At 41.3% G+C, this 14058-nt stretch carries 9 protein-coding genes and 2 rRNA genes; 5 read left to right on the top strand and 6 right to left on the bottom strand.

Annotation, left to right across the window (positions count from 1 at the left end; genetic code table 11):
• The first annotated feature begins 5 nt into the window (after positions 1–5).
• Entirely contained in the window at positions 6–1385 is a 1380-nt protein-coding gene (locus tag NSIN_RS05015) for a histidine kinase dimerization/phospho-acceptor domain-containing protein (RefSeq protein ID WP_101009667.1), read from the top strand.
• A gap of 28 nt (positions 1386–1413) precedes the next feature.
• Entirely contained in the window at positions 1414–3138 is a 1725-nt protein-coding gene (locus NSIN_RS05010) for a sensor histidine kinase (protein WP_101009666.1), read from the top strand.
• A gap of 26 nt (positions 3139–3164) precedes the next feature.
• Here the strand turns inward: NSIN_RS05010 and NSIN_RS05005 are convergent, their stop codons facing one another.
• Entirely contained in the window at positions 3165–3797 is a 633-nt protein-coding gene (locus NSIN_RS05005) for an FMN-dependent NADH-azoreductase (protein WP_101009665.1), read from the bottom strand.
• Entirely contained in the window at positions 3794–4537 is a 744-nt protein-coding gene (locus NSIN_RS05000; RefSeq protein WP_101009664.1) for a pirin family protein, read from the bottom strand. Before NSIN_RS05000 ends, NSIN_RS05005 begins: the two co-directional genes overlap by 4 nt.
• Positions 4538–4683: 146 nt before the next feature.
• Here NSIN_RS05000 and NSIN_RS04995 point away from each other — a divergent pair, with 146 nt between their 5' ends.
• The gene (locus tag NSIN_RS04995; RefSeq protein ID WP_101009663.1) at positions 4684–5487 is read left to right on the top strand and encodes a helix-turn-helix transcriptional regulator; all 804 of its coding nucleotides are present in this window, start codon (positions 4684–4686) and stop codon (positions 5485–5487) included.
• 10 nt (positions 5488–5497) lie between these two features.
• On the opposite strand, the gene NSIN_RS04990 is transcribed toward NSIN_RS04995, so the two are convergent.
• The 3 genes from NSIN_RS04990 to NSIN_RS04980 form a co-directional block, all read right to left on the bottom strand.
• The gene (locus tag NSIN_RS04990) at positions 5498–5692 is read right to left on the bottom strand and encodes a hypothetical protein (RefSeq protein WP_101009662.1); all 195 of its coding nucleotides are present in this window, start codon (positions 5690–5692) and stop codon (positions 5498–5500) included.
• 727 nt (positions 5693–6419) lie between these two features.
• Positions 6420–9417: ribosomal RNA gene (locus NSIN_RS04985) — 23S ribosomal RNA — on the bottom strand.
• A gap of 156 nt (positions 9418–9573) precedes the next feature.
• Positions 9574–11043, bottom strand: a 16S ribosomal RNA gene (locus NSIN_RS04980).
• The 16S and 23S rRNA genes sit together here, the layout of an rRNA operon.
• Positions 11044–11342: 299 nt before the next feature.
• Here NSIN_RS04980 and NSIN_RS04975 point away from each other — a divergent pair.
• Positions 11343–12650 carry an aspartate aminotransferase family protein gene (locus NSIN_RS04975; RefSeq protein WP_394340808.1) on the top strand — a complete coding sequence of 436 codons (1308 nt, stop codon included), beginning with the start codon at positions 11343–11345 and terminating at the stop codon, positions 12648–12650.
• 99 nt (positions 12651–12749) lie between these two features.
• Positions 12750–13244: a hypothetical protein gene (locus tag NSIN_RS04970; protein WP_101009661.1), complete on the top strand. Its 495-nt coding sequence runs from the start codon at positions 12750–12752 to the stop codon at positions 13242–13244.
• 36 nt (positions 13245–13280) lie between these two features.
• Here NSIN_RS04970 and NSIN_RS04965 read toward each other — a convergent pair whose 3' ends face one another.
• Entirely contained in the window at positions 13281–13994 is a 714-nt protein-coding gene (locus NSIN_RS04965) for a PAC2 family protein (RefSeq protein WP_101009660.1), read from the bottom strand.
• Between the last annotated feature and the right edge of the window lie 64 nt (positions 13995–14058).

Here is a 14058-nt window from a genome sequence, read left to right as displayed (position 1 = left end):
TAAACATGGATGATGATAATCTTGCTGACGAATTACTGAAAATATCAGAGATTCAAAAGATACTAAACAAGGTATCTACCAATCCTCCCAAAAGTAACAACCCTCTTGACATGATAGAAAATATTGAAGCAATAGAAGGGTTTGCCACAAAATTTGTAGACGGTATTTCATCTGGAAAGGTCAAGATAACAGAAGAAGTAATGACAATACTAAATCATGAATTACGAACACCAATTGTACCAATACTTGCTTATGGCGAGATGTTACTAGACGGACATTTTGGTACTCTAAATTCAGAACAAGAAGAGAGGATGAAATTGATGGTTTCAAGCATAAAACAATTGCAACAAAAAATCGAATCATTGCTTGACAGAAGATCATATCAAATCAATACGAACAACCCGGAAACAGATCACAAGACAAGAGAATGGCAACAAGAAAAAAAGATACTGGAAAAGATCAATGATTTACTAAATAAAAAAATTGATGAAGAAAATTCAGAGATAACCAAGCTCAAAGACAACTTGACAAATCTAGATCATCAAAAAACAGAAGCAGAACAAGAAAAAAAGATACTAAACAGAATGATAATAACAGAAGAGAAAAAAATCTCTCATCTTGGCAAGAAAAATATCTCTATAATAGCCATATCAGCAGTTGTTGCAAGCATAGGATTTGTCACATATTCCATGTATGTAGAAGAACTAATGGGTCAGCAATACAGAGTCCCCAACCAAGACAATACACCATCAAACTATGTAATTCAAAACCTGCAAGGAGACACTGTCAACACATGGGTAGCATGGAACATAGAAAACGGCAGGATCATCCATGTGCACGTCACAAATACCGCAAACCTTCCACAAAATATGATTGATGCCATAAAAGATGCAATACTATCTACAAAAACTGTTTCAATAGACGATTCGCTAACAGGTGAAGGTCCAAAAGGTACTGCCTCTACATATTATGTAGGCTGGGAAGGAGCTACAGAAGATGCATACAAGCCACCCACTCAGAGATACGTTCCCCAAAAGTTTGATGTCAGTGGTTCTCCAGATAGCCTAGGCGATATCGAAGTTATACTTACAAATGATGTAAGTCCTGACGGATATTCAGGATATACAAAATCACTTGCAGATGGAAATGAGATTTTAAAATCAAAGATAATAATTTACAAAGCAGACAAACTTACTCCAGAAAGACTTGAAGCTATAATGAGACATGAATTTGGACATGCCTTGGGTCTTGCACATTCTACTGCAACAGAAGATCTGATGAGTCCAATGCTTCCTGATTATCCATACATTTCAGGTTGCGACATTGACGCAATAAAGGGCCTATACGATGGAGACAAAGATAGCAAGGTGGTGTGTAAGAAATGAGTTACTGTTACACAATCAGGAGATATAGTTGAACAAACCCTCTCTTGTTCCAATTGTTCTAATCTCTTCTACCCTTGTAATATCAGTCGCACTTGCTCTCATTATCCAGCAACATGTAATGGAAGTAACAAGAGAACAGGGCATAGAAAAACAGAATCAGCTCAAACTATTATCTGACAGAATTAATTTAAGATTAAGTAATGCAATTAGTGCAATAAATATCACAAGCAGAAACCCAATAATGCAGAGCACTCCATATTCAAGTTTTATTTCATCAGATCTAAAAGGAATACCTTCTGACATGGACATGCCAAAGAGAATAATTGCAACAAATGTAATGGACGTGTTCAAAGGTTTTGAGTATGTTTTTTATGCAATGCCAAATGGAGACTTGTACATAACAGAACCGTATACCATCCAAGTAAATAATTCACAACTGAATTTTGCATTTCGAGATTGGTACAAGGGTTCAATTAAAAATCATGACGTGTATGTAAGCGAAGTATATGTATCTGCCACCACAAAACACAATGTAATAGCAATATCCTCGCCAATATATCAAAAAGAAAATGGAACACTTGTAGGTATGTGGGTTGGAGTATTGAATTTGAACATAATATCACATCAGCTTGATGAGACAAATTTAGGTGGAAATGAAAAAATTGCAATATTTGATCAACATGGAACCATAATAGCATCAAATGATCCAAGTGATTTTGGCAAATTCCAATCAGCATATGCAGATGAGATCAACCAAGCAATAGCAGGAAAAAATAGTCTTTCTACAAAATCAGTTGACGGAGTATCATATGTTGTTGCATATTCCAGCATACCATTGTATGATCATAACTGGGCAGTGGTATCGGTTCAACCATACGATGATGCATACAAACAAGCAGATGTGGTTGTGTATACATCGAAAATAATACTTACAATAATCATAATAATTTCAGTCATATCAGGCATCATGATATACCGCTCCTCACATAAAGACAAGGTACTTCGAAGAAATCTTGAAACGTTAAACCAAGAGCTTGAAGACAAGTCAAAGAAACTGCAAGAAAAAGACAAGGCAAAAGAAGAATTTTCCGCAATGATAACACATGAGCTAAAAACTCCACTTGTTCCAATAGCAGTTTACTGTAAGATGTTGAAAAAACAATTGTTGGGAAGCATGAACAAGGAACAAATGGAAGCAATAGAGACAATTGAAAAAAACACCAAGAGACTTGAAACTTTGATTAGTGACATCATGGATGCAAGAAAACTTGATCTTGACAAAATGAAATTTTATCCGGAGGAAGTAACATTGGATGAATTATTTAACAACATGAATTCAGATTATGCCGAATCATTACAGCAAAACGGGAAACAATTTGTTACAAACGTACCAACAAGTGGACTTGTAATTGAAACTGACAAATCTAGATTGCGTCAAGTATTTGATAATTTGATTTCAAATGCCATAAAATTCACAGGAGAAAAAGATGGAAAAATAGAAGTCGGATTCAAAAAAGAAGATAGTAAAATCATTTTTTATGTTAAAGACAATGGAATGGGCATACCCAAAGAGCATCAAAAGGAATTATTCAAGAAATTCTATCAAATAGACACTACAGAGAGACGCAAAGCAGGAGGTACAGGCTTGGGTCTTGCCATATCAAAAGGCATCATAGAAAAAATGGGTGGCAAAATTTGGGTGGAAAGTGATGGTACTAGTGGTTCCACATTTTATTTTGAACTCAATACCTAGTGTTCTAGGTAACCAGTTTGCGCAAATCATGCTTCAGAGTACCACTGCTGCGCAATTTGTCTTACCTGTGAGATAGACTGTTTCAGGTTTGTATTTTTTGTGTCTTCCCCTGCATTCATTCCACCTGCTAAAATTCCACGAATGTCAGAATATCCCATAAACTGGAACTCTACTTTTGTCAAAGACAATGCATGCTCCCATGATGTCATTGGGCCCTGATCATACATTCCGCCAGCAGATACAAGTGCAAGAGCCTTTTTTCCCCCCATCAATCCGAGATATTTTCCATCCTTGACAGCCCATGTCTCCCCTTTGAGCATTACCGAATCAAACCAGGCCTTGACAGGAGCAGGCATTGAAAAATTATTCATAGGATATGCCACTACAACAACATCCGCAGATTTTAGTTGTTTAGTCATCCTATCCATTTTGCTTAGAATTTTCTTTTGTTCATCGTCAAGTTCTTCTCCAAGATAGTTTCGATGTATGTATGCTGCAAGATTTTTCTCTAGAAATAAATCTGGAACATCTTTTGTAAGATCAATTTCTTCAATCTCAGAATTTTTTATCCCAGAGACAAATGCGTCAAGCATTTTTTTGGTGCTTGAGCGTTCATTTCTTGGAGTGTACTTTACAATCAATGTTTTTGTCATCTTCATGCAGCCTCCGCAGGCATGGAGTTCTTCTTGAATTGCACTGGAAGATCAATCAATATGATTTCACTTTCTTTCTGTCCTTGTATTGAGATTTTGGATTCATCTTGAATCTTTGCTGCATCTCTTGTATCAAGTGTTTTTCCATTGACTGAAACTTTTCCCTCAATTACAAACAAGTATGCAATTCTTCCCTTTATGATATTGTGCTGTATCTCAGAACCAGTCCTGAGATTTGATACATAAAATGAAGCATCTTGATGTATTCCAAGACTGTCTTGTTTAGATGCATCTTTTTGTCCAATCACTTGCAAGAGATTGTTTGTTCTATCATCTTTTGAGTATTGTTTTTGTTCCCATGATGGCTTTAATCCCTTAGTATCTGAGAAGACCCACATCTGCAAGAGCCTGAGCGGTTTGGTATCAGAATGATTAAACTCTGAATGAAAAACTCCAGTTCCAGCAGACATTCTCTGTATCTCACCTGGCTGAATCAGCCCATGATTTCCAAGACTGTCCTTATGTTCAAGGGTTCCATCTATCACATATGTTACAATCTCCATGTCTTGGTGTTGATGAAAATCAAATCCCGTTCCAGGTTTAATGACATCATCATTGAAGACGCGTAACGGTCCAAAGTTGACTTTACTTGGATCGAAATATTCAGCAAAGGAAAAGTGGTGGTACGTTTCAAGCCATTCACTTTCTCCCTTGTAATGTTGGTTTTCTTTTGTGATTTTTATCATGATATACAATATCCAAAAAGTTACTTAACATGTCGTAAACTTGATTATTTAATATTAAACAAGATTGTTTACAATATGCCTGTTTTATTACAGTCTAATAATTTAGATTCGAGAACTTTTTAGTATAGAATATTTTTCTAGAATCTATGGGCAAATCTGATTCTGATTTACCAGATGAGCTCTTCCTGGAGCTTGCAAGTAAGACTCGCTGCCAGATACTTTTGATACTAAAAGACAAGCCTACACGCACAAACAAGATTTCACAAGCACTAGGGCTTTCAGTACAAGAGACGCACAGAAACACATCAAGACTTGTAGATGCAGGCATCATAGCAAAAGACTCTGAAGGGTTGTTTTCCCTTACAGAGTATGGAAAACTGGTTGTTGAGCAGATAAGATACTATCAATTTCTAAACAGATATCACAAGTTCTTTGAAGACCACAGATGTGATTTACCTAACAAGTTCAAACAAAGGCTAGGAGTCTTTGATAACTGTGATCTTGTATCTAAAGTCACAAATGTTCAACAGAGATTAAAAAAGATGGAATCAGAGGCAAAAGAGCACATCAAGCTTGTAGTTTCTCAAGCATGGGAAGATGAAGGCAAGGTTTTGCTTGACAGGGCAAAAAATGGAACCAAGATATCTACAATATTCAAATTTGACGCAGTCATGCCAGACGAGATTGCAGAGAACATACAAAAGAAATTAACAAATTTTATTCAAAAAGGAATTTTAGAGCAAAAAATACTTGATGATGACTCTAACATTTCACTATACATTGCAGACAAGCAAGCAGCAATTATGTTTCCAAACCAAAAAGGAGAAGCAGACATGAACACACTATTTGTAGGAAAAGACGAAGAATTCTACGAGTGGTGCCTTGATTATTTTAATTACTTGTGGAATATTGCAAAACCAATAGTAAAGGGCAAGACCAAGTTCTATTAAACTACGGAATTTAACAGATTCTTTCAAGGAGAGACTTGTCGGTCTCATGATATATGCGCAAAACAGGATCAACACTCAATAGTTTGAGAAGATACAAAGTTCCTCCCCTGCTGTATTTTTTGATGCCTTTGATAACATAGACATCAGACTTGCGTTTCCTTGATTCCACAATGCGTACCCGTTCTCCTTTTGCAAATGCAGACATGAGTCATAACAAAAAATATTGATAGATTAAGATTGCGTATAATTTCCCAGTATCATCCATATCCATACATAAAACAAATAGAAAAATACATTGTACGGGTTAGACCGGACATGAAAAATTAATTACACGTTTGCTTTTTGAAGATTAGAAGGCATTCGGCTTAGTAGATCAAGGCAGCGTCTACACAATTGACTTTTGAACAAATGGTGTATAGTAGTTATTTGGATCTTTCTCATGTCATGTACAGTAAACTTGTGCAACCCACACAATGTATGCAGCGTATTTGGCTGCATAAAATGACTCTTTGTAGTAAGATGTTTTTGTCTTCCATAGTATGTCCAGCCCGAGTCTGATACATCCAACAAGCAAAAAAGTACTTTAAAGATAAAATATCTTTCGTAGAAATTATATCAAACAAAATATAGAAAGAAAAAACTATTTCTTTCCGTGCTGATTTGATTTTGGCCCTGACCTTACATGAAAGTTAAGGCAGCATTTACATTCTTTTTGGACACATTCTTTTTCTGTAAAATGTCCACAGATTCCACAATCGCAGTGAATCTGAACTCGTTCTACGCTACTCAATTCTTAGTATACCACACAGATCTGACATAAAAATGATCGCTCTATAGTTTACACTAGAAACATGATTTACAAATAAAGTGTATAAAATTTAAAAAAGAAATGACGTATGATTGTGTCGCGTATAGTCTCTATGTATTATGACTGACTGATGTATTGGGTTGTTAGTAACAGCCAGCTCGCCCCTCGGCGAACCTTGGAGCATACACTGCTGTTCTATCAAAGCAGTCTTCTGCTGCCACCCTTTGTCTTACGACCGGATACCTTTTCTCAGGATAGGTTTCCTCCTTAGATGCTTTCAGGAGTTAGCCTAAATGGCTTAGCTGCACGGCCTGCCTTATCAGACAACCGTTAAACCAGAGGCCACGCTGCTCTGTTCCTCTCGTACTCGGAGCAACTTCCCCTCAAGTATCCACGCTTCCATCAGGCAGAGTCCGACCTGTCTCACGACGGTCTAAACCCAGCTCATGTTCCCCTTTAATAGGCGAGCAGCCTCACCCTTGGCCCCTGCTGCAGGGCCAGGATGGGAAAAGCCGACATCGAGGTACCAAACCGCGGGGTCGATAGGAGCTCTCGCCCGCGACGAGCCTGTTATCCCTGGGGTAATTTTTCTGTCACCACGAGCCCCCAATAGTGGGGACGTCATGGATCGCTAGGCCCGAATTTCTTCTCTGAATCCCGTGCGTTTGGAGATCCAGTCAGTCCAGTTTGTGGCCTTGCCCTCTTCAACGGATTTCTGACCCGTTTGAACCGAACTTTGGGCCCCTTTGATATCTTTTCAAAGGGGTGCCGCCCCAGCCGAACTGCCCACCTGCACCTGTCCCCCAAATTAATGGGGTAAGCAGTACGAAGGAAAATGACTGGTGTTACACTTTTGCTTCCAATGTCCCCGAAAGAACATTAGCATGGCTACCAGTTACTCTATGCAATTTCCACCATACCGCAAGCACAAGCTGCAGTAAAACTCCACGGGGTCTTCTCTCCCCGATGGAAGATGCTGGACTGTTCGTCCAGCTTATGTGGCTTCACCGGGTTGTAGGCGGGGACAGCGGGGCCCTCGTTGTTCCATTCATGCACGTCGGAACTTACCCGACAAGGCATTTGGCTACCTTAAGAGAGTCAGAGTTACTCCCGGCGTTTACAGGCCCTTAGCTCAGTTGAACCCAAGTTTTAGGTACCTGCACTGGCCAGGATTCAGTGACTATACGCATCCTTTCGGACTAGCAGTCACCTGTGTTTTTATTAAACAGTCGGGACCCCCTTGTCACTGCGACCTGCGATGGCAATTCTACATTACCGCTGCAGGCATCCCTTATACCAAAGGTACAGGACTATTTTGCCGAGTTCCCTCGCCTACGGTATACCCGATACATCTTAGACTTCTCATCCAGCGCACCTGTGTCGGATCTCGGTACGATCATTACAGGCCACTCACTACGCATTTTTTCATGGTCTCTTGGACTTGAGCAAACTCAGCTAACGCCAAGCCATTCGCATCTCGAGTTGGTTCTCGTCATTGCGACACTCCCCAACTCTTGAATACTTAGACAGAACGATGGTTCTGCTTGCCCTATCCGAAAGCGAATGCTAGATTATAACGCACCTATAAGGTACTTGAATATTAACAAGTTTCCCGTTCGATCAACTCTGTTGAGGTTGATCTTAGGATCGACTAACTCCCGGCTGACGACGCATTGCCGGGAAACCCTTACGCTTACGATGGTGGAGATTCTCACTCCACTATGCTGTTACTGCCGCCAGGATCTGCAATAGGAATCGGTCCACAGGATCTCACGACCCTGCTTCGACCCAATCCCTACGCCTAACTACCATGTGTTACCTATGGTAACAATCTGAAGTATCGGTGCTTTGCTTTAGCCCCGTCCATTTTTGGGGCATCCAAGCTCGGCAGGTAAGCTGTTACGCACTTTTTAAAGGATAGCTGCTTCTGAGCTTACCTCCCTGCTGTCTTGGCTTAAATACGCCCTTCAGTTTGACACTTAGCAAAAACTTGGGGACCTTAACTTCAGTCTGGGTTGTCCCCCTCTTGATTACGAGCCTTACGCCACGTAAATCCGTCTCTTTACTTCTTAGACGCACATCTCTTCGGAGTTTGAATAGGCAGCGAAAGATTTCTCTCCCGACATGCCCTATCGGTGCTCTACAAGACACGCTGTCTCCATAAAGGCTGTACTGCGATACACTTCGTTAGGAACTAGCGATCACCAGACTAGATTGGTTTTTGACCCCTATCCCCAAATCAGACAAACAAATTGCACGTTAGAACTGCTTCAGACCTCCATCAGGCTTTCGCCCAACTTCGTCTTGTTCAGGGATAGATCGTCTGGTTTCTAGCCTTACCGCTATGACTCTACGCACTTTCACACGCTTCCCCTCGTTATTCACTGCGGGAACTTGGTTTCCCTTCGCCTCCATCTTTTGCAGATTTAGGCTCGCCATAACAGTAAGCTCCCTGGCCCGTGTTTCTAGACGGAACGCATGACACTGGAGCTATGAACGCCAGACCTTCAGCCCTATTGCTAGAACCTCCAATCTGACAAAAACCCCTTTCATGCCATGCACGTCTGTAACCAATAGATTTCAGGCACTTTTCACCCCCCTTCCGGGGTACTTTTCAGCTTTCCCTCGCGGTACTACTCCGCTATCGGTCTTGAGAAATATTTAGCCTTAGATGCTACTTTCACCTAAATTCATTGCCCACTACCAAGGACAACTACTCACGTTATAGTAAGATCCTCTCTTCCTTCGCTCACGGGGGTATCACCTTCTTCGCCAGGCCTTTCCAGGCCACTTAAGCTCTGATTTGAGGATCGTAATACCATAACAACACCACATCTCTACCATGTTACCATGGCAGATTCAGTTTGGGCTATTTCCTTTTCGCTCGCCGCTACTTGGGAAATCTCTGTTGATTTCTTTTCCACGTGGTACTCAGATGCTTCACTTCCCACGGTTCGATCTCAACTACCATTGTAATTGAGTATGCTTACGCATAGGATTCCAATTCGGACATCTCAGGATCATAGGTCGCCTGCACCTACCCTAAGCTTATCGCAGCTTGCCACGTCCTTCATCTCTTCTCAAGCCAAGCCATCCCTCTATTGGCGTCGGCACATCAGCATATTCAGTCATAATATTACACGACTATACACGACGATCATTGCTAGCCCCTGGTTAGAGGTACCAGCTACGTCCTTCACTAAGCAATTTCTTGCCTAGTTGCATCTTTTTTTGTTGAAGAAAGTGTGTGTCAATCCACACAACCCAATTATGTTTTAAGGAGGTGATCCGACCGCAGGTTCCCCTACGGTCACCTTGTTACGACTTCTCCCTTGTTGCTAAACTCGTGTTCGATGACGTCAATTAGGCGTCACCTCGCACAAACCCAACTTCAATGAAGCGACGGGCGGTGTGTGCAAGGAGCAGGGACGTATTCACTGCGCGGTTATGACGCGCGGTTACTAGGGATTCCATATTCATGAGGGCGAGTTGCAGCCCTCAATCATAACTGAGATAGAGTTTAAGGATTGCCTCCCTCTTTCGAGTTCGGGACCCGTTGTCTCTATCATTGCAGCCCGCGTGTAGCCCCAGGGTTTCGGGGCATACTGACCTGCCGTGGCCCCCTCCTTCCTCCACTTCAGCAGTGGCGGTCCCCTTAGTTAGCCCAGCTACTCCTGAGAGTAACTGCAGCAACTAAGGGCAGGGATCTCGCTCGTTACCTGACTTAACAGGACACCTCACGGCACGAGCTGGCGACGGCCATGCACCTCCTCTCAGCTTGTCTGGTAAAGTCTTCAGCTTGACCTTCATTCTGCTGTCTCCCCGGGTAAGATTCCTGGCGTTGACTCCAATTGAACCGCAGGCTTCACCCCTTGTGGTGCTCCCCCGCCAATTCCTTTAAGTTTCAGACTTGCGTCCGTACTTCCCAGGCGGCAAACTTAACGGCTTCCCTGCGGCACTGCATTGGCCATAAGCCAATGCATCACCGAGTTTGCATCGTTTACAGCTGGGACTACCCGGGTATCTAATCCGGTTTGCTCCCCCAGCTTTCATCCCTCACCGTCGAACGTGTTCTGGCAGACCGCCTTCGCCACTGGTGGTCCTCAATGGATCAGAGGATTTTACCCCTACCCACTGAATACCGTCTGCCTCTCCCACTCCCTAGCGCTGTAGTATCTCCAGCGGCCCATCTGTTAAGCAGATGGATTTAACCGAAGACTTGCAGCGCCGGCTACGGATGCTTTAGGCCCAATAAACGTCCTGACCACTCGAGGTGCTGGTATTACCGCGGCGGCTGACACCAGACTTGCCCACCCCTTATTCACCTGTGCTTTTAGGACAAGCAAAAGACTCCTTCATCAGGAATCACTCGGACTGACCCAGTCGTGCTTTCGCACATTGCTAAGGTTTCTCGCCTGCTGCGCCCCATAGGGCCTGGGTCCGTGTCTCAGTACCCATCTCCGGGCTTCTCCTCTCAGAGCCCGTACCTGTAATCGCCTTGGTGGGCCATTACCTCACCAACAAGCTGATAGGCCGCAGTCCCATCCCATGGCAGTAAACTGTTTTGATCATAGGCCATTCCAGGCACTATGGTCTATCGCGGTTTATTCTCAGTTTCCCGAGGTTATCCACGTCCACGAGTTAGGTTGACTACGTGTTACTGAGCCGTCCGCCTTGTATTGCTACAATGACTCGCATGGCTTAGTACCAATCCGATAGCAGTCAGGTCCGGCAGGATCAACCGGATTCTGTTTTTGTTCGTACATATTTCAGTACGCGTCGAAGTAAGACGTAATATTTATTGGAAATTGGTGGATTGCACACACTTTCTTCAAACTTCGGATAAGATCTTTTGATCAAACCCACATGTTGTATGCGTAACTGGAGGCCTGTGAATCACAAACTGGTACACTACCAAACATCATCACAAGCGCCGCCTTGCTGTTACGTATGCAAAGTGGGGATCAAAAGGAAATAATATAAACCATACACAAAACCCGATTTTTTTCCGATCACTAATATTAAACAAAGTACCAAGAATTGCTACTTGCAGTCTTCCTTAGATATCTACAAGAAGCATACTAAAAAATCCGCAAAGATGTTTGAGAGATCAAAAAAATACCACATAAGCGGAGTCTCACATAACATTCGATTCTTTGAACCATATCCGTTTGTTACAAAGTCTGCAAAAGGCAAGTATCTAATCGATGTAGACGGTAACAAGTATACAGATTATTGGATGGGTCACTGGAGTCTCATATTGGGACATGTCGCACCAAAGATTACAGGCGAAGTCAAAAAACAGATAAACAATTGTTGGATGCATGGAACTGTAAATGCAAATACCATAGAATTTTCAGAAGTCATACAAAAGGCAGTCCCTGTTGCAGAAAAGATTCGATACGTCTCAACAGGTACAGAGGCAACAATGTATGCAACAAGAATTGCAAGAGCAAAGACAGGAAGAAAAATAATTGCAAAAATTGACGGAGGCTGGCATGGTTATACAACTGACCTTCTCAAGTCAGTCAACTATCCATTTGATCAAACAGAGAGTGCAGGCCTCACAGATGAAGCACACATAGTTTCAATCCCGTACAATAACTTGGAAAAATCATTATCAATCCTGGAATCAGTCAAAGATGATCTTGCAGGTGTAATAATAGAGCCAGTCCTGGGAGGTGCAGGGTGCATACCTGCAACAAAAGAATATCTCACAGGAGTCCAGGAGTTTATCCACAAAAATAATTCAATATTTATTCTAGATGAAATTGTAACCGGATTTAGATTCCGATTTGGATGCTTGTACAATACCATGAATCTTGATCCAGATATTGTAACACTTGGAAAAATAACGGGAGGCGGATTCCCAATAGGAGTAATTTGTGGAAAAGACGAGATAATGAAAATTACAGATATTAATTCAAACAAGAGACTGGATAGATCATATATCGGAGGAGGCACCTTTTCTGCCAACCCGATGACAATGACATCAGGAAAGGCAATGTTGGAATTTTTAAAGAAAAACTCGGGACCACTATACAAAAAGATTGGAAAGTTTGGAGAGCAAACAAGAAAGGAATTGACAAAAATATTTCAAGACAAGGTAACAGTGACTGGAATGGGCTCTCTTTTCATGCCCCACTTTTTGCAAAATGGCGTAACAGATATCACAAATGCAGAAGACGCTGCAAGATGCAACACATCAATTCTCAAAAAGTATCATTTTGAGATGATTGCAAGAGACGGAATATTTTTCCTTCCTGGAAAACTTGGGGCCATATCAAACGCACATACAGAAGCAGACATCAAGAAATTGCTAGAGGCCTCAGAAAGATTTGCAGAATCAATGTAGGTCTAGGTAACATAACTCTCTCCCCTGCATAGATTTCGAACCCGTTGGTAAAAAAAATTAGCCAAGCTCATTAACTAGTCAAACATTAAGATTTCAAGTATGCTCAAAATAGCAATAGTTGCAGTAGTCATAATTTTGCTTGCTCCAATGGCATCATCATCCTTTGCCCAAGAATACAAGACAATATCAAACGTAGGAAAAGATGCAGGAGACGGAGCCACAACATATGACGTGCAGTATTCATCTGTCAAGGATATAGTAAGTACATCAGTATCTACAAAGGACAAATCCATAGACTTTGTACTTGTAGGTAAGACAGACACTAACAGTACCCTGATTCTAAAACTACCAACAGGACTCATCGGAGGCCCGTTTATTGCAGTTTTTGAAGACGGTCAAATAATTACAAACTATACCACTACAAATGAAACTGGAGATACGATGGTGTCAATACCAATTGGACCTCTTACAGAGAACATCTCAATTGTAGGTACAACAATAGTACCAGAATTTGGACCAGTAGCTGCAATAGTTCTAGCAATATCAATTGTTGCTCTAGTTACAGTAACTAGACTAAGACCAATCCATCTGTAACAATACAGAGATTGGAATACATCTTGTTTTATTATATTACATCGAATAGCTCTGATCAGAATCAAAATTTTTGCCATGACTGTGCTCTTCCACATCTTTTGCCATGGAATCAAGCTCAGAAGTATCTCCAAATTTACGGTAAGTTAATTTTTCAAGTGTCTTGATTATACTCTTTGCAGAACGATATTGCGGAAGTTTTGGTTGGTTAAGTTCAGCATACAACCCTATTCCCTGTATTCCATTCATCTTTGCAAATCCAAGTATCAATCCATTAAACCCAGTGATGATAGAAGCTTCAGGTGTTGTCAGTATTCCAAGTTTTTTTACTTGATCAGTTAGTTCCTTTGATGTTGTAGTGACAAATGTCTTTGGCTCTCCTTGTATTGGGCTTTTTGTGTGAAATCCACCAAGGGTGTAAATAAATCTCACAGAATATTTTTTTGCAACATTTATGACATCTTGACAGAGAACATTTAGTTCTTCAGTAGATGAAGGCTGCCCTGAGCCTCCGCCAAAAACAACGATATCTTTTGCATACCTATAATCCCACTTTTCTTCTGGAATGTCAATATACCCACCATTATCAATCACATATGCAGGATACGAGGGATGTACCTCACGAAATACAGATGTACTTAGATTTGAATTTATGAAATCAATTACAATGCTTCCAACATCTCCCATGTCTTGCATTGCTGCAATCAACAGAGGTTTAGAGATGTCTGGATCACCTTTTTGGATAAAATCCACACATGACCATGCGGTCTTTTATGATTAATACCTTGTCTAAAACACATGTTTCCAGAACCATACC

The sequence above is a fragment of the Candidatus Nitrosotalea sinensis genome (genome assembly GCF_900143675.1).
GTDB lineage: Archaea > Thermoproteota > Nitrososphaeria > Nitrososphaerales > Nitrosopumilaceae > Nitrosotalea > Nitrosotalea sinensis.
This window is presented reverse-complemented; position numbering and strand designations above follow the sequence as displayed.